Annotated in this window: 20 protein-coding genes; 6 read left to right on the top strand and 14 right to left on the bottom strand. The window is 41.1% G+C overall.

Translation table 11 applies throughout. From position 1 onward, the window contains the following. Positions 1-23 precede the first annotated feature (23 nt). Together ptsP and rppH are read right to left on the bottom strand one after the other, a co-directional pair. Positions 24-2,270 carry a phosphoenolpyruvate--protein phosphotransferase gene (ptsP, locus tag C9J42_RS13550; protein ID WP_107207260.1) on the bottom strand — a complete coding sequence of 749 codons (2,247 nt, stop codon included), beginning with the start codon at positions 2,268-2,270 and terminating at the stop codon, positions 24-26. Between the two features lie 59 nt (positions 2,271-2,329). Further along, a complete protein-coding gene (rppH, locus tag C9J42_RS13555; RefSeq protein WP_005369648.1) occupies positions 2,330-2,848 on the bottom strand; it encodes an RNA pyrophosphohydrolase in 519 nt (172 codons plus the stop codon). Positions 2,849-3,470: 622 nt separating this feature from the next. On the opposite strand from rppH, the gene mutH reads away from it, so the two are divergent. Beyond that, the gene (gene mutH, locus C9J42_RS13560) at positions 3,471-4,151 is read left to right on the top strand and encodes a DNA mismatch repair endonuclease MutH (protein ID WP_107207259.1); all 681 of its coding nucleotides are present in this window, start codon (positions 3,471-3,473) and stop codon (positions 4,149-4,151) included. Positions 4,152-4,177: 26 nt separating this feature from the next. Here mutH and C9J42_RS13565 read toward each other — a convergent pair whose 3' ends face one another. Further along, complete coding sequence (locus C9J42_RS13565) at positions 4,178-4,480, bottom strand: DUF6482 family protein (protein ID WP_107287480.1); 303 nt, start codon at positions 4,478-4,480, stop codon at positions 4,178-4,180. A gap of 164 nt (positions 4,481-4,644) precedes the next feature. Between C9J42_RS13565 and C9J42_RS13570 the strand changes: the two genes are divergently transcribed. Continuing rightward, positions 4,645-5,679, top strand: coding sequence for an NADP(H)-dependent aldo-keto reductase (locus C9J42_RS13570; RefSeq protein WP_107207257.1), 1,035 nt, complete (start codon positions 4,645-4,647; stop codon positions 5,677-5,679). 58 nt (positions 5,680-5,737) lie between these two features. Here C9J42_RS13570 and C9J42_RS13575 read toward each other — a convergent pair whose 3' ends face one another. The 7 genes from C9J42_RS13575 to xerD form a co-directional block, all read right to left on the bottom strand. Continuing rightward, entirely contained in the window at positions 5,738-5,980 is a 243-nt protein-coding gene (locus C9J42_RS13575) for a hypothetical protein (protein WP_107207256.1), read from the bottom strand. 338 nt (positions 5,981-6,318) lie between these two features. Next, on the bottom strand, positions 6,319-7,638 hold the full coding sequence (locus C9J42_RS13580) for a sigma-54 dependent transcriptional regulator (RefSeq protein WP_107207255.1): 1,320 nt from the start codon (positions 7,636-7,638) through the stop codon (positions 6,319-6,321). Positions 7,639-7,976: 338 nt separating this feature from the next. Then, on the bottom strand, positions 7,977-9,482 hold the full coding sequence (lysS, locus tag C9J42_RS13585) for a lysine--tRNA ligase (RefSeq protein WP_005369658.1): 1,506 nt from the start codon (positions 9,480-9,482) through the stop codon (positions 7,977-7,979). Between the two features lie 32 nt (positions 9,483-9,514). Further along, a protein-coding gene (gene prfB, locus C9J42_RS13590; protein ID WP_105059510.1) for a peptide chain release factor 2 occupies positions 9,515-10,613 on the bottom strand; the annotation gives its coding sequence in 2 pieces (ribosomal slippage) (positions 9,515-10,537 and positions 10,539-10,613; 1,098 coding nt in all). Between the two features lie 179 nt (positions 10,614-10,792). Continuing rightward, positions 10,793-12,517: a single-stranded-DNA-specific exonuclease RecJ gene (gene recJ / locus C9J42_RS13595; RefSeq protein WP_107207254.1), complete on the bottom strand. Its 1,725-nt coding sequence runs from the start codon at positions 12,515-12,517 to the stop codon at positions 10,793-10,795. Positions 12,518-12,631: 114 nt separating this feature from the next. Next, positions 12,632-13,360 (bottom strand): bifunctional protein-disulfide isomerase/oxidoreductase DsbC, encoded by a 729-nt coding sequence (dsbC, locus tag C9J42_RS13600; RefSeq protein WP_107207253.1) that lies wholly within the window; start codon positions 13,358-13,360, stop codon positions 12,632-12,634. A gap of 160 nt (positions 13,361-13,520) precedes the next feature. Continuing rightward, entirely contained in the window at positions 13,521-14,417 is an 897-nt protein-coding gene (gene xerD, locus C9J42_RS13605) for a site-specific tyrosine recombinase XerD (RefSeq protein ID WP_107207252.1), read from the bottom strand. Positions 14,418-14,631: 214 nt separating this feature from the next. On the opposite strand from xerD, the gene fldB reads away from it, so the two are divergent. After that, positions 14,632-15,153 carry a flavodoxin FldB gene (fldB, locus tag C9J42_RS13610; RefSeq protein WP_107302077.1) on the top strand — a complete coding sequence of 174 codons (522 nt, stop codon included), beginning with the start codon at positions 14,632-14,634 and terminating at the stop codon, positions 15,151-15,153. A gap of 74 nt (positions 15,154-15,227) precedes the next feature. Here the strand turns inward: fldB and brnQ are convergent, their stop codons facing one another. Further along, complete coding sequence (gene brnQ / locus C9J42_RS13615) at positions 15,228-16,541, bottom strand: branched-chain amino acid transport system II carrier protein (protein WP_107302078.1); 1,314 nt, start codon at positions 16,539-16,541, stop codon at positions 15,228-15,230. 397 nt (positions 16,542-16,938) lie between these two features. Here brnQ and C9J42_RS13620 point away from each other — a divergent pair, with 397 nt between their 5' ends. Both C9J42_RS13620 and srmB read left to right on the top strand, forming a co-directional pair. Beyond that, a complete protein-coding gene (locus tag C9J42_RS13620; RefSeq protein WP_107302079.1) occupies positions 16,939-17,661 on the top strand; it encodes a tRNA1(Val) (adenine(37)-N6)-methyltransferase in 723 nt (240 codons plus the stop codon). A gap of 193 nt (positions 17,662-17,854) precedes the next feature. After that, the gene (srmB, locus tag C9J42_RS13625; RefSeq protein ID WP_107207248.1) at positions 17,855-19,105 is read left to right on the top strand and encodes an ATP-dependent RNA helicase SrmB; all 1,251 of its coding nucleotides are present in this window, start codon (positions 17,855-17,857) and stop codon (positions 19,103-19,105) included. An 81-nt stretch (positions 19,106-19,186) separates the two neighbouring features. On the opposite strand, the gene yaaA is transcribed toward srmB, so the two are convergent. Next, entirely contained in the window at positions 19,187-19,960 is a 774-nt protein-coding gene (gene yaaA / locus C9J42_RS13630) for a peroxide stress protein YaaA (protein ID WP_107207247.1), read from the bottom strand. Positions 19,961-20,063: 103 nt separating this feature from the next. Beyond that, complete coding sequence (locus tag C9J42_RS13635) at positions 20,064-21,491, bottom strand: sodium:alanine symporter family protein (RefSeq protein ID WP_107207246.1); 1,428 nt, start codon at positions 21,489-21,491, stop codon at positions 20,064-20,066. A gap of 444 nt (positions 21,492-21,935) precedes the next feature. On the opposite strand from C9J42_RS13635, the gene C9J42_RS13640 reads away from it, so the two are divergent. Next, a complete protein-coding gene (locus C9J42_RS13640; protein WP_005369686.1) occupies positions 21,936-22,118 on the top strand; it encodes a DUF3545 family protein in 183 nt (60 codons plus the stop codon). A gap of 71 nt (positions 22,119-22,189) precedes the next feature. Here C9J42_RS13640 and ung read toward each other — a convergent pair whose 3' ends face one another. Continuing rightward, the gene (gene ung / locus C9J42_RS13645; protein ID WP_107207245.1) at positions 22,190-22,852 is read right to left on the bottom strand and encodes a uracil-DNA glycosylase; all 663 of its coding nucleotides are present in this window, start codon (positions 22,850-22,852) and stop codon (positions 22,190-22,192) included. Between the last annotated feature and the right edge of the window lie 12 nt (positions 22,853-22,864).

The raw sequence follows: 22,864 nt of genomic DNA on the forward strand, positions 1-22,864 counted from the left end.
CGTAACCAATATAAAAAAGTGTTCTACTTACCCGCGCGGATAAACCCACCTAAACCATGCTGCTCGACAAATAACGTTGTTCTCTCTCTTACTTCACAAGATAAATGTACCGCGAGAACATCATCCGCCAATTGCGTCATATCAAGTGCTGACACATGACGTAATATATATTTTATTTTGGCTACATTACGGGTATTCATACTCAATGATCGATACCCCATTCCGACTAATAAAATTGCACCTATCGGATCTCCTGCTAATTCACCACAAACGCAAACTGGAATTTGGTACCGCTCTGCACTATCGATAATATGTTTTAACGCATTTAAAACAGCAGGATGAAGCGCATCATAAACACTGGCGACCCGAGAGTTATTACGATCCACGGCAAGCAAATATTGAGTTAAATCATTACTACCCACTGAAATAAAATCAACTTTATCGGCTAACGCATGGAGCTGATAAAGCATTGACGGTACTTCAATCATGATACCTAAGCGAGGTTTTCTTAATTCACCATCATATTGAGCTGACACTTCCTGATAGGCGCGCTCAATTAATATTTTGGCTTCATCAAGCTCAGCTATCCCTGAGATCATAGGGAGCAAGATGTCCATATTATTCAAGCCAATACTGGCACGTAACATCGCTCTGACTTGAATTAAAAAAATTTCGGGATGATCTAAGGTAAAACGGATCCCACGCCAACCCAAAAAAGGATTGTCTTCTTCTATCGTTAAATACGGTAACGGCTTATCGCCTCCAATATCGAGCGTTCGCATCACAACGGTTTGCTCGGGATAGGTCTGCAAAATAGAACGATATTGGTTAATTTGTTCATCTTCTGAAGGGAAGCTACGTTGCAGTAAAAAAGGCACTTCAGTGCGATATAAGCCGACCCCGTCGACCCCTTTATTAATCGCAATACTGGTATCGGCACTTAAACCCGCATTTAAGTGCACCATGATCCGTTGATTATCTTTGGTATAGGCTTCTTTATCCTGATCACCTTCAACGGTTTTGGCTAGTTCATGCTCTTCCCGCAATAAACGACGATACTCAATTAATACATGACGATTAGGGTTAACAAGAAAGTCACCACGATAACCATCAACAATAACTAAATTGTTATGTACCATATGAGGAACAAAGTCGACCCCCATAATAGCAGGGATACCGAGTGCTCTAGACAAAATAGCAGCATGTGAGTTAGCGGCACCTTCTTGAGCAACAACCGCAGCTAACTTTCCTAAAGGGACTGTTGCAAGCATTGCTGCAGTTAACTCTCGAGTTAATAGCACCACAGGTTCATCCCACTGCAACTCATCGACTTCTTCATCACGTAAAAAGAACAATAAGCGCTGGCCTAACTCGCGAATATCTTGTGCACGCTCTTTAAGGTATTGATCTTTCATATTCGCAAAACGAGCGGAATAAGATTCGACCACTTGACGCACTGCCCATTCAGCCTGATCACCACAAGCAACCCGGGCTTTCAGATCTTTGCGCAGCATAGGATCATTGAGTAAATGACTGAATAAATCAAAAATGGCGAGGGTTTCTTTTTGCAGTTCACTATCAAAACGTTTGCGTAAACGTCGAAACTCTGTACTGGCCGCTTCTATCGCAATAGCTAAACGTTCTTGCTCAAAATTCACATCAAGGCAAGACGTGGGAGCAACATGCTCTAATAGCGGTTGGGTATCGTCCCACCATGCTTTAGCAACAGCAACACCAGCAGAAGCCGCAGATCCAGTAAGGTGTAATTTATTCCCTTGCTCAAACCACATTCCTTGTGCTTTCGCGTGAGCCAAAATACCTGATAATTGAGCGGCAAGGGTAACTAAGAAAGATTCTTCACTTTCATTAAATTCCCGCTTTTCTCGTTGCTGTATAACAAGAACACCAAGAACTTGGCGCTGATGAATGATAGGAGTCCCAAAAAAAGATCGAAAGGATTCTTCTCCGATCCCCGGGAGATGTTTGAAATGGGGGTGTACACGAGCATCAGCAACATTAACAAGCTCAGCACTACGCCCTACAAGGCCAACTAGACCTTGATTAAAGCGTAAACTTACACGCCGCTGCGATTTATGCAGCCCTTGCGTTGCCATCAATGTATAAAGCTGACGCTCATGATTAGCAATATAGACCGAACAACAGTCTGTTTTCATGACCTGACAAGTGCTCATCACTAATTGATCTAGCGCTTCAATCAAGGTCTGGGCGCTGACAACCTTGTCAACTATATCTCTAAGCTGTGTCAGCATAACGAGCCTTATTATCCTTCTATATTGCCAATAACCTCTATATTACTGTATTACCTTATTTACTTTTTATTATTACGCTTGAATTTTCGCTCTTTCCATTCTTTAAAAGGCATGGCTACAGGTGCAAATTCTTTCAGTGCGCGACGGTAAACATCACGCTTAAACGAAACGACCTGTCGGACTGGATACCAATAACTTACCCATCGCCACCCATCAAATTCAGGAGTAGCACCTCGCTGCATATTGACCTTGGACTCATCGCACTCCAAGCTCAACAAAAACCATTTCTGTTTCTGCCCGATACAAACAGGTTTCGAATCCCACCGCACTAAACGTTTAGGTAATTTATAACGTAGCCAATGACGGCTTGACGCAATTATCCTGACATCTTTTTTGGTTAATCCTACTTCTTCGTACAATTCACGGAACATGGCTTGCTCTGGTGTTTCACCATCATCAATACCACCTTGCGGAAACTGCCAAGAATGTTGTCCATATCGTCGAGCCCAAAATACCTGGCCATGGCTATTGCAGATAACGATCCCTACATTAGGGCGGTATCCATCGCCATCAATCACTGGACGACCTCAAGTATAAATATCTATTAATAGTGATTTTTTCATAGTAGACGTGATCGGTAAACAAAGATTCGATCAGATCGTGATATTTTCCTAACTAAACCTCAAATTAGGGATAACTCCTCTCTCTACTAGAGGTTATAAACATCTAAATGAGACATTCCCCACATTTATTCACTCTTTCTGTGGATAGATTTGTGCAGAAGATAAAAAAACCTCGGTTTTATATGTAATTATCATTTGATAAATAGCAATGAAACGTCAAAAGATAAAACGAAAAACACATAAAAATCAAAATATTAAAATCAATAAAGATACATAATAAATTTTAAAAAATAGAATATTCACATCTCAAAAAAACGATCGGTTAAAGATCAATCAATTCTGACTTTATCCACACCATACAATAAAAATGATCGAACACAAGATAATCAAGATGAATAAAACACCAACTCAAGCCTGTCTATTTAAACAGTTAGCATCAAAATAAATATTTAATAAAAATAATCTGTGGATATCTTTTAAAATGATCCTTTTCTCTAGATTTATCCATTCAAACAGGAAAAAGCTATGTTATGATCTTGACTCTTCTTATTTTAGATCATGATCATCGCGTAGCACTATGCCAAAGCCTGAGCAACCATCCCCCCCTCTCACTGAACACGAACTCCTCTATCGAGCCCAACAACTAGCAGGGTTAACGCTTGGAGAACTAGCCGATCTTGCTGGCATTATTCCACCTGCAGATCTAAAAAGAGATAAAGGATGGGTTGGGCAGCTGTTGGAGTGGCATTTAGGTGCAACAGCGGGAAGTAAGCCCGTTCCTGACTTTATCGATCTTGGGATTGAACTTAAAACGATCCCTATTGGCTATAATGGCAAACCATTAGAAACCACATTTGTCTGTGTCGCCCCTTTAATTGGAGTACAAGGATTACGATGGGAAACCAGTCATATTCGTCATAAGCTCTCACGGGTATTATGGATCCCTGTCGAAGGTGAACGTGATATTCCCTTAGCAGAACGCCATGTTGGATCACCGTTAATATGGAGTCCATCGATAGACGAAGATGCGCAGTTAAAACAAGACTGGGAAGAGTTAATGGATATGATCGTACTCGGCCAAGTCGAACACATCACAGCACGCCATGGCGAGGTACTGCAATTACGACCCAAAGCGGCAAATAGCAAAGTACTCACAGAAGCTTACGGCGCAAATGGACAGCCTATCAAAACCTTACCTCGTGGTTTTTATTTAAAAACACACTTCACGGCAGAAATTTTAGCTCGATACTTTATTTAAGCTATGTGCTGCGTTAAACCGCGGGACTAAAAATGCAACACCATATCTTCTTCACAAGCAGTCGTGAGCCCTTCCGGTAAGAATTCATCATAGGGATCAGTTAAACGTAACGTCATATTACTGATCCCAATAGATTTCAATAATACCTGCGCCTGCTCAATCGTCTTAAAATGCAGTAAGTTATCTTGCTCATCTTTAAGTGGCTGTAACTGATGCTTATATTCAATTTCCATCAGATAATCAGAATATCCCGCATAACAGGTTAATACACAATGTGGGATCTTATTCGGTGATGCTTTAAGCCACGGCTTTAATTGAGATAGCTTCATTGTTTATCTACACTAAAAAAATAAAAGATCTAACATTAACTATGTGTCAGTTTTCTCCTCCTATCAAGTTCGTAATATAATATTCATTTCATATTTAATGCACTTCTCAGTCCAAACGCTTCAAGCTATAGTCAAATAAAAGACATTAATGGCAAGGACAGCGAATGAAATACCATACGATCCCGCATTCTAGTTTAGAGATCAGTAAGATCTGCCTCGGTACCATGACCTTTGGTGAACAAAATAATCAGGATGAAGCCCATAGCCAATTAGATTTCGCCTTTGAGCATGGCGTCAACTTCATTGATACTGCGGAAATGTATCCCGTCCCGCCGAATGCTAATACCCAAGGTTTAACAGAAAGTTATATTGGTAATTGGCTAGAAAAAACACAATTACGAGATAGAGTTGTGATTGCAACAAAAGTGGCAGGCCCCCGTAATGTGCCTTATATTCGTGACAATATGTCGCTTAATCGACGTCATATTCATGATGCGGTGAATGATAGTTTAATACGCTTAAAAACCGATTATATCGATCTCTACCAGCTGCACTGGCCTCAACGGCAAACCAATTGTTTTGGTAAGTTAAACTACCATTATGAAGAAGATCATTGTGGTGTTACGTTAATTGAAACACTAGAGGCATTAAGTGAGTTAGTCACAGCAGGAAAAATCAGATATATCGGCGTCTCCAATGAAACCCCTTGGGGAGTCATGTCTTATCTGCAGCTCGCAGAAAAACACAATTTACCAAGAATCGTATCCATTCAAAATCCCTACAATTTACTTAACCGTAGTTTTGAAGTAGGACTTTCTGAAATTAGCCATCATGAAGGTGTAGAGCTACTCGCCTATTCCCCGTTAGCTTTTGGCGCATTAAGCGGTAAATATTTAAATAATGCCAAGCCTAAAGGGGCGCGATGCACTGAGTTTCCTCGCTTTTCACGCTATTTTAATCAGCAAGGAATTCAAGCCACACAAGCTTATATTGATGTCGCTAATAAGCACGGACTTGATCCCGTCCAAATGGCACTCGCGTTTGTTAACCAACGTCCTTTTGTTGCGGCAAATATCATCGGTGCCACTACACTAGAGCAGTTAGAAAACAATATAAACAGTATTGATCTCATGCTTTCTGAAGAAGTTATGACAGATTTAGAGCGAGTTGGTATTCAATACTCAAACCCTTGCCCTTAGTGTTTGAGTATTACGTAACGGTTGGCCAGCAAGTAAAAATACTTGCTGGCCTTACTCCTTACGTGTTGTGTCTAAATCTTAATGTTCGTCTGAGATGACGAACTTTACGCTCGGCATGAACAAGATGACTCAATGCAATACGTCCATCACTTTCAACCCCCACATCGCGCATTAAGTGAGGGGAAAGAACAGGTAAATAGACACTGACTCGGCGTTGCTGATGTCGCCATAACGCCTCTTCTCGTTTCACATCTTGTTGGATTAAAAAAATAGCAAATCGGATATACACAGACTGGCGCATAATGACATTCTCCTTGGCTTTAAATTAAGATTCACACTCTAACCATGTCGCTGTTCTTTGCTAAAGGATCGGACATTTTCAAATTGGAAAGATATGCTTAAAACCAATACTAACGAATCATTAACATATAACAAGTAAATTTATGCCATCAATGTAACTGCATGTTTTTATGCTATAAGACTCTACTTTTATTCGCTATAGACTAATTTAAAACCAATATTTTCATGAAATATCAGCAGAAACATTTATGTAGTATTGGTAGAGAGAATGATATTTAGATCTAAAAAAACAGCCACCTTGCAGTCGCTGTTGTATTAATCAATCAACGTTAAATGATATTAACCTTGGCGGAAACAACGAGGAGGTGGGATCAAATCATGTTTATTCAGCAATCGATACATAGTGGCGCGAGATACACCTAATTCTCTCGCTGCTGCAGAGATTTGACCTTTGTTATTTTCTAATACTGTTAATAATGCCGTTCGTTCCGATTCTTCACGAATTTTCTTTAAACTTTGCTTATCTTCAGTCACTCGGGGAATGTCTAAATGCTCCGCTTCTATACACTTAGTTTCAACCAGTAATACAGAACGCTTGATTTGACTAATTAATTCACGGACATTGCCAGGCCATTGATATTGAAGCAACATCGCTTTGGCTTGTTCAGAAAACGTCTTAACAACACTATTATATTGCCTAGCATATTTTAAGAGTAAAAACTCTGCTAGTAATACAATATCCCCGCCTCTTTCACGTAAAGCAGGTACCGTTAGTGACACCACATTTAATCTAAAATACAGATCACGGGTTAATGTATCTAACTCTGATAGATCTTCAAAATTGTGACTACTGGTGGCTATAAAACGGATATCTAACGTTAAAATACTGCCATCAGGATGATAATAGACACCATCACTGAGTATTTTCAGTACTTCTTTTTTTCGATCATCTGCAAGTAAAGTAAACTCATTAAGTACTAACACACCGTTATTGGCATAATCGAGATAAGAATTTTGTCCAACCTCATTTATCCACCCGGCTTGTAAATTTTCACAATTAACACGTACTAGCGGCTTTTTGGCTCGAACCGAAGCTTGATGTAAGGCTTCTGCTACTACTAATTTTCCAGTACCAATTTCACCACTGATTAAAACAGGTACATCACTTAATGCAACACGCTTAACTTGATCACGAAGTTTCTTCATCACTGGCGTATTGCCTTGCAAGCCTTGTTGCCCAAACTGGCCTAACTGAGGCCAAACTTGACGTTCTAATGCTAGCATTCCACTTTGGTGACCAATGGTTTGCTTTAGTCGCTCACAAGGAACAGGAGTAGAAAAATAATCTAAGCAAAAATTCACAATTAATTGACTTATTGCTTCATTATTTAATTGTTCATCACGCACAATCGCTATCCAGCGTACTTGCTTATTACGATTCACAAGTGCGGCTAAGCTATGTAAACTGAAATCATCATTACTTAGATCTACAACACCTACACAGGGGCCCATTTCTAACAATAAAGATTCTGCTGCGCGTAAATCATAACAACGGTGACATGACCACCCAGCCGCCTCCATTGATGGAAGCCACTTTTGATTTACTCCGCCAAAGACAACAATTGAATTCGCTGCCCCGATCTTATTTCGTTTATCCATCCCTAATCGCCCTTGATAACGTTATTACGTAGCACGACTGTTGTTTTAATGTGTATTAATAGTAACCGCACCAAATACTTAACAATACTATATGTACGCCACACCAGTGAGCAACATGTTTACTATTAAATTCAAAGTATGCATCTATTTTTTATCTTAAAAGTTACATTTTATCGAAATACATCACAATCTTAATGAATTATTCTAAAAATCACATTCATTTTTAATGCAACAAATTAAAAAATAGCACCATTAAATATAAGGAAATGGTTATTCAGTTTTGTTTTTAGCAAAAAAAACCACCGCTTAGCGGTGGTTTTTTATATCAGAGCTTAGAACTAGTTGCTTTGAGGACGCATTGCTGGGAATAGGATCACGTCACGGATTGTGTGTGTATTGGTAAATAACATCACTAGGCGATCGATACCAATACCTTGACCCGCTGTCGGTGGTAAGCCGTGCTCTAGCGCAGTAATGTAATCTGCATCGTAGTACATTGCTTCATCATCACCCGCATCTTTAGCATCAACCTGCGCTTTGAAGCGTTGATCTTGATCTTGTGCATCGTTAAGCTCAGAGAAACCATTCGCTACTTCACGACCACCGATAAAGAATTCAAAACGATCTGTAATGAATGGATTTTCATCGTTACGACGAGCAAGTGGAGAAATATCTGCTGGGTACTCAGTAATGAAGGTCGGTTGCATCAGTTGAGGTTCAGCGGTTTCACCGAAGATCTCTTCTAGCAACTGACCACAAGTCCAGAAATCTTCAACATCAACGTGTACAGACTTAGCAATCTTCACCATTAGCTCACGATCAGCAACGCCTTCGTAAGTTAATGCTTGGATCTCTGCGTGCTCTGGGTTGTACTGCTTGATAGCATCTAGCATGCTCATACGTGTGTATGGACCTGCAAATTCAACTTCAAACTCACCGTATGGCATTTTAGAAGAACCAAGAACGTCAATCGCAATGCTGCTTAGCATTTCTTCTGTCAGATCCATCAGATCGTTGTAATCTGCGTACGCCATGTAGAATTCCATCATGGTGAATTCAGGGTTATGACGAGGAGATAGACCTTCGTTACGGAAGTTACGGTTGATTTCGAATACACGCTCAAAACCACCAACCACTAGACGCTTAAGGTAAAGCTCTGGTGCAACGCGTAAGTACATATCGATATCGAGTGCGTTATGGTGTGTGATAAATGGGCGTGCTGTTGCACCACCTGGGATCACATGCATCATTGGTGTTTCAACTTCCATGAAGCCTTTCGTTACCATGAAGCTACGGATCGCAGATACCACTTTTGAACGAACCACAAAAGCATGACGTGAATCATCGTTAACGATAAGATCAACGTAACGCTGACGGTAACGCATTTCTTGGTCAGTTAAGCCATGGAATTTTTCAGGTAAAGGACGCAGTGCTTTTGTTAGCAGCTCGTACTCATCCATATTCACGTAAAGATCACCTTTACCTGACTTATGAAGAGCACCTTTAATACCGATAATGTCACCGATATCTAAGCCTGAATACTTCTCTTTTAGCTCTTTCTGCACATCTTTTGATGCGTAAGCTTGAATACGACCAGATACATCTTGAATAGCTAAGAAAGGACCACGCTTAGCCATAATACGACCCGCGATTGCAAATACATGACCCGCTTCTTCAAGCTCTTCTTTGGTCATTTCACCGTATTTTGCATTGAGATCTGCCGCTAAGCTATCGCGACGGAAATCATTGGGGTGGCCATTTGCTTTGCAGTTTTCGCGGATCATATCTAATTTAGCGCGACGCTCAGCAATCAGCTTATTCTCATCTTGTAATTGATCAGTCATGGGGTAACCCTTAAATTTTTACCGGAATTCGGTTAAAGACCTGATTTCAGGCTTGCTTCTATAAAACGGTCTAAATCACCGTCCAGTACTGCTTGGGTGTTACGATTTTCCACCCCAGTACGTAAATCTTTAATGCGGGAGTCATCTAATACGTATGAACGAATTTGACTACCCCAACCAATGTCGGATTTGGTATCTTCACTGGCTTGCTTTTCAGCATTTTGCTTCTGCATTTCATATTCAAACAATTTCGCTTTTAACTGCTTCATTGCCTGATCTTTGTTTTTATGCTGAGAGCGATCGTTCTGACACTGCACCACAATGTTAGTTGGAAGGTGGGTAATACGTACCGCAGATTCCGTGGTGTTAACGTGCTGACCACCCGCGCCTGATGCACGGTATACGTCAATACGTAGATCTGATGGGTTAATATCAATCACGATATTGTCATCAATTTCAGGATAAACGAATGCTGAAGCAAAAGAAGTATGACGACGACCACCTGAATCAAACGGTGACTTACGCACTAAACGGTGAACACCTGTTTCAGTACGTAACCAGCCATAAGCATACTCGCCACTGATTCGAACGGTAACCGATTTCAGACCGGCAACATCACCATCAGAGATTTCAATGATTTCGGTTTTAAAACCTTTGGCATCAGCCCAACGCAAATACATGCGTAGCATCATTGAAGTCCAATCTTGTGCTTCTGTACCACCTGAACCTGCTTGAAGGTCAAGGTAACAATCAGACGCATCGTGATCGCCTGCAAACATACGACGAAATTCCAACTTAGCTAACTTAGCTTCAAGCTCAGCTAACTCAGGTTCAATCTCATCAAATGTTTCTTGATCGTTTTCTTCCACCGCCAGCTCTAATAAACCTTCAACGTCTTCAACGCCTTGATCTAGTAAGTCAATGGTTTCAACTACCGCTTCCAGTGATGCACGCTCTTTACCTAACGCTTGTGCGCGATCAGGTTCATTCCATACATCTGGTTGCTCTAATTCTGCGTTTACCTCTTCTAGACGCTCTTTCTTAGCATCGTAGTCAAAGGTACCCCCTAAGGGTATCAGTACGTGCTGACACATCCTCAAGTCGGTTTTTAATAGGATTAATCTCGAACATTGCCACTCTTCATTGTCGAAATGGACATAACCGAAAGATTCTATCGAATTGTAGATAGAATATACAGAGGGAGAGAAAGGTTATAAGAAAATTAATAATAAAATGGCGAGATTCTAGGCTTAATCAGCCTTGAAAACCTCGCCACTAAGATATTCGTTATCAAAAAATGAAAATAATACTTATTTCGCGTTCAAATGTTCAATCATCAATTGCACACTGCGATTGCCTCGGTATTCATTAACATCTAAACGGTAAACCAATTCAACTTGTTGAACCGATGCATCAGGCCAACGTTTCACATCAACATTAAAAGCAATCGCATCAATTACGCTACCGCCACTTAGCGGCTCTACCATCATCTTAAGGTGTTTCCCGCCCACTAACTTTTGATGCAATAATCGGAAAGTACCATCAAAGGCTGGCTCAGGAAATTGTTGTCCCCAAGGACCACCAGCACGAAGAATTTCAGCCACATCTAGGTTTAATTCATGACTGCCTAACTCACCATCTGTCATCAATACCCCTTTTAGCGCTTCTTCATCAAGTACATTACGAACCACCGCATCAAAAGCTTTACTAAAAGTATCTAATTTATCTTCAGGGATAGTAAGTCCTGCCGCCATCGCGTGACCACCAAATTTCAAAATCATCCCAGGATTTTGGGTATCGACCAGATCTAGCGCATCACGCATATGTAATCCAGGAATTGAGCGACATGAGCCTTTAATTTCACCGTTCCCCGCATCGGCAAAAGCAATCACAGGACGATGATATTTATCTTTAATACGTGAGGCTAAAATACCAATCACACCTTGGTGCCAATCGCGCTGGAAGAGCACTAAACCATAAGGCATATCTTGCTGATTAAACTTCAAACGCTCACAAATCGCTAAGGCCTCATCTTTCATGCCCAGCTCTATTTCTTTTCGAGTCTGATTTAAGCCATCTAGCTCTGATGCCATACGACGCGCTGATTGAATGTTGTCACACAACAGGAGTTCAACCCCAAACGACATATCATCTAATCGTCCTGCGGCATTAATGCGAGGCCCTAAGGCAAACCCTAAATCACTGGTCACTAAACGCGCCGGATCGCGATTGGCAACCTCAATGAGCGCTTGAATACCAGGTCGACACTTACCCGCACGAATACGTTGTAAGCCTTGATGCACTAAAATACGATTATTGCCATCAAGTGCAACGACATCAGCAACAGTTCCCAGTGCGACTAAATCGAGTAATTCAGCCAGATTAGGCATGGCGATACCTTGCTGTTCAAACCAACCTCTCTGACGTAATTCAGCGCGCAGTGCCAGCATGAGGTAGAAAGCTACCCCGACACCACACAGCGCTTTAGATGGAAACCCACACTCATTAAGATTTGGGTTAACAATCGCATCAGCGATCGGTAAACAATCGCCTGGCAAATGGTGATCGGTAACTAATACGGTCAAGCCTTTTTCTTTCGCTACCGCAACGCCAGCAATCGAAGAAACTCCGTTATCCACGGTCATAATCAGCTCTGCGCCACGTTCAATGGCTTGTTCAACCACTTCAGGGCTCAGGCCATATCCATCGTCGAAACGGTTAGGTACTAAATAATCAACATTTTTACAGCCGAGCATACGAAGCGCTAGCACAGATAATGCTGAACTTGTTGCGCCATCAGCATCAAAATCACCAACAATGATAATTCGTGTGTTTTGCAAAAGCGCATCCACTAACAACTGAACTGCGCTAGTCATACCATGAAGCTGATTGTAATTAAGTAGCCCCTTGGCACTACGCTCTAACTCAGCATCATTTTTGATCCCACGGCTAGCATAAATACGTTGTAAGATCGGAGGGATTTGATCTGAGAACCCCTCAGTATCTGCTAAAGGGCGACGTTTAATTTCAATCATAATCAGGCTTCTTATCAGTATTATTATCTTTTCATAGTAACGAAATAGCCTATAACAAAAAAGCCTGAACATAATGCTCAGGCTTTCTATTATTCCATCATCTACGACGCTAAATTAGCTTTTTGGTTGGCTATCAAGTAGCTGACGTAATGCTGCAGGCGGCTGATAACCAGGGATCATCGTACCATCAGCGAGAATAATAGCAGGCGTACCGTTCACACCCATTGCAACACCAAGCTCGTATTGTGCACGCACTAAATCTGGACGAGGTGTGATCTTACTTGTATCAAAATTGCCGCTCTTCGCATCATCCATCGCTTTTGCACGATCTTTAGCACCCCAGATCGCACTCATTTGATTAAAGTTGCCAGAACGCTCACCACCACGAGGGAAGGCTAAATAACGAACAGTAATGCCTTCATCATTATAACCTTTGATATCATTATGTAATTTACGACAATAGCCACAGCTTGTATCGGTGAACACGGTAACGACATATTTTTCGTTCTTTGCAGGATAGACAATCATGTCTTTTTCCATCGCTGCAATTTTATCCTTGTTCATTTTTGCCATTTTTTGCTCTGTTAAGTTAACAGGCTGCGCACCATTATTTTCGTATAAGTGACCAACGACAAAATACTTACCATCATCAGAAGCATAAACAATGCCACGCTCTGTCATAATTTCATTTAATCCTGAAATCGGAGACGCTTCAATCGATGAAGGGGTTAAGCCGACTTTCGCAAGTTGCTGACTAATCGCCGCTTCATCTGGCTTCGCTGCCGCTGAAAAAGCCGTTAAAGCAACCGCTGTTGCCACAATTGTTCGGCTGATAAAGTGCATTTAATTTATCCTTAATTAATGATGATACTCTCAATCTTTATGAGACCTAATTCATCGTAAAATAGTTTCAAATTTTCTACTCTCATTTGCTAGGCAAGAATAAGTCAACTCTAACGGAACGCAAACAGTATTCACGAATTTACCTAACACTCTCTCACAATTATGCGCGAGGATGGTGAGTTTGGTGTAATTGTTTTAACCTTTCCGTTGCAACATGGGTATAAATTTGTGTGGTTGATAGGTCACTATGTCCAAGCAACATTTGTACCACACGAAGATCAGCACCGTAATTTAATAAGTGCGTTGCAAAGGCGTGACGCATCACGTGAGGTGATAATGTTTCTGCATCAATTCCCGCTAAAACAGCATAGTGTTTAATCCGATGCCAAAACGTTTGACGGGTCATTTGTCTTGCTCGACGACTCGGAAATAACACATCAGAGCTTTTTTCTCCCAGCAGTTGCGGACGCCCCGTATCAATAAATTGTTCAATCCAATCGACAGCATTTTCTCCCATCGGGACTAATCGCTCTTTATCACCTTTACCAGTAATGCGAACGACACCTTGGCGCAAGCTAATATTTTCCATAGTTAATGTCACAAGCTCGGTTACACGCAAGCCTGTTGCATACAACAATTCAAGCATCGCTTTATCGCGCAGTTCAATCGGATCATTAACATCGGGCGCTTCTAATAACGCATCCACTTGTGCTTCACTTAAATCTTTGGGTAAGCGTTTGGGTAATTTAGGTGTCACTAGCATCGCACTCGGATCGTCATCACGCATCTTTTCACGATGTAAATATTGAAATAAACGGCGAATAGCAGAAACCATACGTGCACGTGAGGTTTGCTTATAATCTTTATCAAATAACCATTGCTGATAACGCTGTAAATCATCAACTGAAACACTGATGACATTACGTGATTCTTGTTTTAACCAGCGTAATAGCTTGGTTAAATCATTGCGGTAAGACGACAAGGTATTTTCAGATAATCCTCGCTCCATCCACATCGCATCCAGAAAACGTTCGATAATAACGTCATCGTTTTCCATTTTTCACTCCAAAATCTGTGTTAGCAAAGCTTCAACACATGGATAAAAACACAGTACTTTCATTCATCATAGGATATTTTAAAGCAAAAGTAACGAGGCTTATTACAACAGACAATAAGTGAAAAAATATCGGATGCTTTTATTCACTTTATTGAGCTTGTAAGGTCATTACAGGTACACTCAAACAATAAATAAAAATACTAGGATACTCAGCATGAAAATCGGTTTGTTTTATGGCTCAACCACCTGCTATACCGAAATGGCAGCAGAAAAGATCCGTGATTGTATTGGTCCCGAGCTGATTGAACTGCGTAATATTAAAGAAGCAGACATCAATGAGATGAACCAGTTTGATATGCTTATTTTAGGTATTTCAACCTGGGACTTTGGTGAACTGCAAGAAGATTGGGAAGCCGTGTGGCAGCAGCTTGATGGATTACGTTTAACCAATAAAACCATTGCATTGTTTGGCTTAGGCGATCAAGAAGGTTACACCGAGTGGTTCCTTGATGCGATGGGAATGCTGCATGACAAGCTATTAGAAGCAGGCGTTCAATTTATTGGCTACTGGCCCAATGATGATAGCTACCAATTTGAAGCATCAAAAGCCCTTACTGACGATAAAAAATTCTTTGTCGGTCTTGCGCTGGATGAAGACTCACAATACGAACATTCCGATCAACGTATCACCCAGTGGTGTGAGCAAATTATGCTTGAGTACGCCGAAACCTTGTGAGCAATCACATTGCATATATCAACAAAAAGGGATGCACATGGCATCCCTTTTCTATCTCTATCTCAACAGTGAATTTACGCTAGCTTATCTTGTGGCCCCATCGCTTTGCCACCGACAAAGCGCGTGATCGCAAGCGCAATCAAAGTCGGTAATACCCAAGCCATACCATAATTAAATAGTGGTAAATCACTGAACATTGATACATCAAACTTCAAGTATTTCGCCACATCAATCATGCTAAAGATAAAAGAAACCAACAACACAACACGGTATGATAAACGTGGATTCGGTAACCATTTACGTACTAAGGTTAATGCGACCAGTGCAATCGCAACTGGATACAAAGCAAATAACACAGGTACAGATAACGCAATCAACTGGTTCAAACCCACATTGGCTACCACCGCACAAATTACCGCCAAAATCACCGCCCACTTTTTGTAAGACAGTGACGTTAAAGAGCTGAAGTAATCTGCACATGCACTGATCAAACCGATCGCTGTCGTTAAACAGGCAAGTAATACAATTGCAGATAGGATCACCTGACCCGGCGCACCAAATAACGCCATCACATAGCCAGTTAAGATAACGCCACCATTAGCCGCATTAGGTGCAATCGCTGTACTGGTCGCGCCTAAGTAAAATAATGAGATATATACAAAGGCTAAGCCTGCTGCAGCAATAAGACCGGCGTAGATCAGGTAGGTACAGGTTGTTTTTTCATCACTAACACCTTTACTGCGGATCACATCCACAATCAGCATACCAAACATCAAGGCCGCGAAAGTATCCATGGTGTTATAGCCTTCAAGGAAACCTTTCGTAAACGCCTGTGTTACATACTCACCTTGCGCTGCAACAATCGAACCTTGTGGATTTACAAATACTGCAATAGCCAGTATAGCCAATACGATAAACAGTGCAGGTGTTAAGAACTTACCAATCATGTCGATCAGCTGGCCACGAGACCAAGCAAAAAAGAGGGCGACTGCAAAAAAGATCACAGAAAAAGTCGTTAAGCTTGCTTGACCAGCATCTGCCGCCATAAATGGTTTTACTGCCATTTCATAAGCGACTAAACCTGTTCGCGGCGCAGCAAAAGCAGGACCAATAATAATAAAAATCAGCACCGCCATTAACGTTGCTATTTTTGAGGGTAAATCACGGGTTAACCCCTGCCAGCCACCACCTGCCATTGCAACGGCAATAATGCCAATTAAAGGTAGACCAACGGCTGTAACTAAAAAGCCAAACATGGCCGAAAGCATATTTTCACCGGCAAGTTGACCTGCTAATGGTGGAAAAATAATATTCCCAGCACCAAGAAAGAAAGCGAAAGTCATAAAACCTAACGCTATAATGTCTGTTACTTTGAGTGTCTTTTTCAAACTGCACCTTCCACTCTTCTTATGGGTTACGTGTTGTGTTTTTATAATTATCCACGTTGATTACAAAATTAAACATATATAACCAACGAAAACATAATGGATAAAAACAGCATTCTTGGCAATAGTGTAGAAATAAACACCACATAATACATAAACAAAGCATTAAAACCAGAATATAAAACCAATAAAAGAAACAGGAATAGAATATAAAACCAACTAAACACAAAAGATTAAAATATAAACAAAAAGCAAACATAGTAGTTAACTATGTCAAAACAATAAAAGCGCAATAACCAAGCCGTTGTGATGATTAGTGTTATAACCATTACGGTTAATCGTTTATTCCATATTTAGCTCAAACTACTTAGCTCAAAACACAAGAAAAGGGAAAATAGCCATGTCACGCGGCTTTAGTTTTAAACAATTTCACGTCAATGATTTAGGCTGCGGAATGCCTATCAGCACCGATGGTGTATTGCTAGGAGCATGGGCAGCTATGCCTCGACAAGGTAGAGTGGTGGATATTGGTACAGGCAGTGGTTTATTAGCACTCATGGCTGCACAGCGGACAAGCACGTTAGCTTTACCTATTACTATCGAAGCTATCGAAATCGATCCACAAGCCGCAGCGGCAGCACGCCAAAATTTCACAAATTCACCTTGGCATCTACGCTTACAGTGTATTGAACAAGATGTCACTGAATGGCGACATACACAGCCCCCTAATAGTATTAATGCGATTGTGTGTAACCCCCCTTATTTCAATTTTGGTCAGCAAGCAGAGCAATCACACCGTGCTACTGCTCGACATACCGATACGTTTAGCCATCAACAGCTACTTAAAACGCTTCAATGGCTTCTTACAGAAGAAGGGATCGCCAGTATTATCTTGCCAAGTTACGAAGGACAGCGTTTAATTGAAGCCGCTGCTGAATATCATTTACATTGTATTGAACGTTGTGATGTCCAAAGCACCGAGAAAAAAGCACCGATTCGATTACTTCTACAATTGAGTAAAAAGAAACAAACCTGTTATTCATCTCACCTTTGCATTCATAACAATGGTGATTATTCAATTGAATTCAAAGCATTAACGAAAGATTTCTATCTGAAAATGTAACCGAATACGACATTTATATCCCCTGTAAACGTTGTAATAATCATCAATGATTAACGTTTTTATGTTTTAATCGGTGTCACTTACGCCAAGAGTGGCTATAATGCCGCCCCTTAAATATTAATACCCTTGTTGTTATTCTTTGTAATTGGCATACGATAATGACACATAGCATTTGTCTTGGGAGAGATAACTGGTGAGAGACTTTTCCGAATTAGAGTTAGATAGCGAGCTGTTACGAGCAATTGAAGAAATCGGCTATAGCCGCCCAACAGTGGTTCAAGCGCAGGCTATCCCTCATGCCCTTGACGGTAAAGATGTAATGGCTTCTGCGCCAACAGGGACCGGAAAAACAGCAGCCTTTCTTCTACCGATGATCCAACACTTGCAAGATTTCCCACGTAAAAGACCGGGACCTGCACGTATTCTGATCTTAACGCCAACGCGTGAACTTGCCATTCAAGTTGCCGATCAAGCAAGAGCATTAGCAAAATATACAACACTAAAAGTATTTACCATCACAGGTGGTATCTCATATGACGAACATGCCGAAATGCTGGGTAAAACTCAGGATATCGTGGTAGCAACACCAGGTCGTCTTATGGAGTACATTGAAGCTGAGAAATTTGACTGTCGTGCTATCGAGTGTTTGATCCTTGATGAAGCCGATCGCATGTTAGACATGGGCTTTGGTAAAATTGTTGAGCGTCTTAACCATGAGTGTCGCTGGCGTCGTCAAAGCTTATTGTTCTCCGCTACCTTAGAAGGTAAAGGTGTACGTGAGTTTTCAGAAACAATTTTGAATGAGCCTGTTGAAGTAAATGCAGATCCTTCTCGCCGCGAACGTAAAAAGATCCACCAAATGTACCTTCGTTGTGACAATATGGATCACAAGCTTGCTCTGTTAGAAAACATCATTAAAGAGCAAGCTGAACGCACGATCATCTTTGTCAAAACACGTGAGCGCCTAGCTGTACTTCGTGGTCAACTAGAAGCCATGGGCATCCCTTGTAACTGGATCCAAGGTGAAATGGCACAGGCTGCACGTACAAACATGATCACTCGTTTTCGTGATGGTGTTGTGAACGTATTAATTGCGACAGACGTTGCTGCACGTGGTATTGATTTACCTGATGTTAGCCATGTGATCAACTTTGATCTACCTCGTACAGCTGAAGTTTATGTACACCGTATTGGTCGTACTGCACGAGCGGGTAAGAAAGGAACGGCAATCTCCTTGGTTGAAGCACATGATCAAAGCATGATTGAACGTATCAGCCGCTACATGAAAGAAGAAGTGCCAGAACGCTTTATTCATGGCCTACGTCCACAGACCAAAAAAGCAAGCACTGCCAAGAAAAAGAAAAAAGTGAGTAAAAAAGTAAAAGAAGCGAAAGCGAAAAAGAAAATCAAACAAGCGGCAAAAAAAGGCCAAGCTAAATCGTAATTTCTCTTTTACCACATAGATAAAACAACAAGGCCAACTTTCACGAGTTGGCCTTTTTCATTTAAAAACAATTATTTATTACTATTGTTCTTCACGCTTAAATACGAATTCTTTCGCTGTTGATTCTGCTTCAACAAAATAATAACCCGCGGTATCAAATTCTTTTAAAGCTTCAATCGATGTGATTTGATTATCAAGAATGTAACGCGCCATCATGCCACGGGCTTTTTTGGCGTAAAAGCTGATCACTTTATAATTACCGTTCTTACAATCTTTAAAAACAGGTGTGATAAGTTGAGCATTCAACTTCTTCGGTTTCACCGATTTAAAATATTCGTTAGATGCAAGGTTGATCAGAATATCATCGCCCTGCTCTACTAATGCTTGGTTCAATTTATCGGTAATGATATCCCCCCAAAATTGATACAGATTAGTACCGCGAGGGTTCGCTAATTTCGTCCCCATCTCTAAGCGGTAAGGTTGCATCAAATCTAATGGACGCAATAAACCATATAAACCCGAAAGCATACGTAAATGCTGTTGAGCATAAGCAAACTGTTGTTCTGTCATGGTTTCAGCCGCAAGACCAGTATAAACATCTCCTTTAAAAGCCAATATTGCCTGACGAGCATTGTCTTGCGTAAATTGTGGCTGCCACTCAGCAAAACGAGCTGCATTCAAACCTGCAATTTTATCGCTCACTTTCATTAAGCTCGCAATATCCATTGGCGTTAACTCACGACATACATCAATCAGTTCAGCAGAGTGATCCGTTAGCTCTGGCAAAGTATAGGTTGATGTTACCAATGGCGATTCATAATCAAGGGTTTTAGCGGGGGAAACCACAATTAACATAAGGCTTTTTCCTTTAAAGTCTGACTTGAAAAGATTATCACTAAACAACAAAAAAGCCACTTAGAAACTAAGTGGCTTTGGTTATTTCAGTAATAGGCGTTCACTATGATTTACTCTTATCCCAAATGCCTTCTTCTAACTGGGCATGAAGCTCTGGGTAATCATTACTATCAAACGTCGGCACCTTACCCAGCGATAACTGTTTATTGTAATCAGTAGCCAACTTCACCACAGTGCCTGACAGTAAAACAATCGCGACTAAGTTAATCAGTGCCATCATTCCCATTGAGACATCGGCCATTGCCCATACCGTTGGCAGATCAGCTAACGCCCCAAACATCACCATAAAGAGCACCACAACACGAAAAATATTCAAGCCAATTTTATGGTTATGCTCAAGAAAAATAAGGTTGGTTTCAGCATAGGAATAATTAGCAACGAGCGATGTAAACGCAAAGAAGAAAATTGCAACGGCAATAAACACAGAGCCCCAATCGCCGACTTGCGAGCTCAAGGCACGCTGAGTTAACTCAATCCCTGTCACTTCACTATGGGGAACATATTCGCCAGACATCAAAATAATCGCGACAGTGGATGAACAGATCACCATTGTATCCATAAATACCCCCAGCATTTGCACATATCCCTGCGAGGCAGGATGGGGCGGATAAGGTGTTGCAGAGGCTGCCGCATTCGGTGCCGATCCCATGCCGGCTTCATTCGAAAATAAGCCACGCTTTAACCCATTAATCATTCCTTGCGCGATGGTATATCCCAGTGCTCCCGATGCCGCTTCTTCTAGACCGAAAGCACTGCGAAAAATCATCATGATAATATCAGGCAGTTTTTCTATGTTGATCGCCATAATATAAAGGGCAAGCACTAGATAACATAATGCCATTGCAGGAACTAAAATTTCCGCGGTTCTTGCAATCGTACGCAAACCACCAAAGATGATCACTCCAGTCATGATCACAAGCCCAATACCAACATATATCGGTGACCAGCCAAAAGCGACATGAGCCGCCTGACTTATCGAGTTAGCTTGAACCGAGTTAAACACTAAGCCAAAAGCAATGATCAAAAAGACCGAGAACATAACGCCCATCCAGCGCATGCCTAATCCTTTTTCCATATAATACGCAGGACCACCACGATAATTACCATCATTATCGCGGGTTTTATAAAGCTGAGCTAATGCACTTTCTGCAAAAGCAGTCGCCATACCAAGCATAGCAATCAGCCACATCCAAAAAATCGCGCCGGGGCCACCCAAAGTTAAGGCCACGGCGACTCCCGCCATATTACCTGTGCCGACTCTAGCCGCTAAGCTCGTACATAATGCTTGGAAGGAAGAAATTCCGGCACTGTCTGATTTGCGACTGTTTTTCATCACCTTAAACATATGTCCAAAATGACGGAACTGGATAAAGCTCAAACGGTAGGTAAAGTAAATACCGACTCCTATCAGTAAATAAATTAATACCGAGCCCCAGAGTAAGTCATTTAAAAAGGTAATTTGGCTAGACAAGTGGGTTCCTTCTACAACACCGTACGTATCGAATAAATAATGGCAATGGATGTGGTATCCACCCAAGCAGCGCAAACTAAATCATTACAATTTAGTAACCAAACAGAGTGATTACACATGGATATTCCCTCTCTTATTTTTGTAAGTCTATTATGAGGGGATATATCAAAAAAATTTCATTCATTATCACATGAAATACACTAAGGGTATATTTTTTAAGTAAATATCTAAAAACTTCCCACTAAATCCAAACATAAATAAAGCCTAATCGCGAGTTGTTTTCTTACATTTTCGGTCATAAAAAGGATATATTTGACTTTTAGCACATAAAAATTTCATCTTTAAGCAACAAATGAGAAACAGTTCAATTTTACTCTACCCCATAGTGTGATAATTAATGACCTTGTAGCTTATATTTAGCTAGATCATAGGAAGAGGTGCTTTATGGATAGCTTTGCATTTGATGATATGTTCACCACAGAAACCGTCTCTCGTCGCTCTCGAGCAAAACCTGAAAAACGTAAATGGCGTGAAATCGAAGCCTTAAAAGATCGTCAACGACTTCGTCGTGAACTTCAAGATATGGATATGTGCGGTAGTTACAATGCCGATGAATTCGACTTTTAACAGACAGTTCCAGACTAAAAAAACAAAACGCCAGCATTTTGCTGGCGTTTTGTTTTTAGAAATAAATTCACTTATAGCTGCCAATTAATCACTGATTTCCCCATTTCAGCGAGTAACTGATTGGTTTTAGAAAAATGCTGACAACCAAAGAACCCCCGGTATGCAGATAACGGTGAAGGATGCGCTGAATGTAAAACATGATGACGCTCGGTATCTATCTTTTTACCTTTTTTCTGAGCATGGGCGCCCCACAGTAAAAAGATCACTCCCTCTGTATTATCATTAATGTACTCAATCGCACGATCGGTAAATGTTTCCCAACCAATCTTAGCGTGAGAATGCGCGCTCCCTTGCTCTACTGTTAGGACGGTATTAAGTAATAAAACACCTTGCTCTGCCCACGGCTGTAAATAACCATGTTCAGGTACTACAAAGCCTTCAATGTCAGTGGCTAATTCTTTATACATATTCGCCAATGACGGTGGCGTTTTAACTCCTGGAAGTACAGAGAAACTTAATCCATGAGCTTGCTTTGGCCCATGGTAAGGATCTTGTCCTAAAATCACGACCTTGGTGTTCTCTAATGGCGTAGAAGTGAATGCATTAAAGATATCTTGTTGAGGAGGAAATACCACTTTTCCTGATGCACGAGCAGCGTCAACCGCCTGTTCAATCCCAGAAAAATACGCTTGTGCTCGTTGTTGCTCGATAAATGTAGACCAGCTAGCGGTCATAAATACTTCCTC

It is taken from the genome of Photobacterium sp. GB-56 (assembly GCF_003026105.1).
Taxonomy (GTDB): Bacteria; Pseudomonadota; Gammaproteobacteria; order Enterobacterales; family Vibrionaceae; genus Photobacterium.

Excerpts from the sequence above, each read along its gene's own strand:
- yaaA (WP_107207247.1), bottom strand. The coding sequence starts at position 19,960 with ATGTTAATTGTGGTTTCCCCCGCTAAAACCCTTGATTATGAATCGCCA.
- dsbC (WP_107207253.1), bottom strand. The coding sequence starts at position 13,360 with ATGCACTTTATCAGCCGAACAATTGTGGCAACAGCGGTTGCTTTAACG.
- C9J42_RS13575 (WP_107207256.1), bottom strand. The coding sequence starts at position 5,980 with ATGCGCCAGTCTGTGTATATCCGATTTGCTATTTTTTTAATCCAACAA.
- mutH (WP_107207259.1), top strand. The coding sequence starts at position 3,471 with ATGCCAAAGCCTGAGCAACCATCCCCCCCTCTCACTGAACACGAACTC.
- ptsP (WP_107207260.1), bottom strand. The coding sequence starts at position 2,270 with ATGCTGACACAGCTTAGAGATATAGTTGACAAGGTTGTCAGCGCCCAG.
- C9J42_RS13620 (WP_107302079.1), top strand. The coding sequence starts at position 16,939 with ATGTCACGCGGCTTTAGTTTTAAACAATTTCACGTCAATGATTTAGGC.
- C9J42_RS13580 (WP_107207255.1), bottom strand. The coding sequence starts at position 7,638 with ATGGATAAACGAAATAAGATCGGGGCAGCGAATTCAATTGTTGTCTTT.
- ung (WP_107207245.1), bottom strand. The coding sequence starts at position 22,852 with ATGACCGCTAGCTGGTCTACATTTATCGAGCAACAACGAGCACAAGCG.
- xerD (WP_107207252.1), bottom strand. The coding sequence starts at position 14,417 with ATGGAAAACGATGACGTTATTATCGAACGTTTTCTGGATGCGATGTGG.
- fldB (WP_107302077.1), top strand. The coding sequence starts at position 14,632 with ATGAAAATCGGTTTGTTTTATGGCTCAACCACCTGCTATACCGAAATG.
- C9J42_RS13565 (WP_107287480.1), bottom strand. The coding sequence starts at position 4,480 with ATGAAGCTATCTCAATTAAAGCCGTGGCTTAAAGCATCACCGAATAAG.
- recJ (WP_107207254.1), bottom strand. The coding sequence starts at position 12,517 with ATGATTGAAATTAAACGTCGCCCTTTAGCAGATACTGAGGGGTTCTCA.
- lysS (WP_005369658.1), bottom strand. The coding sequence starts at position 9,482 with ATGACTGATCAATTACAAGATGAGAATAAGCTGATTGCTGAGCGTCGC.
- C9J42_RS13640 (WP_005369686.1), top strand. The coding sequence starts at position 21,936 with ATGGATAGCTTTGCATTTGATGATATGTTCACCACAGAAACCGTCTCT.
- C9J42_RS13570 (WP_107207257.1), top strand. The coding sequence starts at position 4,645 with ATGAAATACCATACGATCCCGCATTCTAGTTTAGAGATCAGTAAGATC.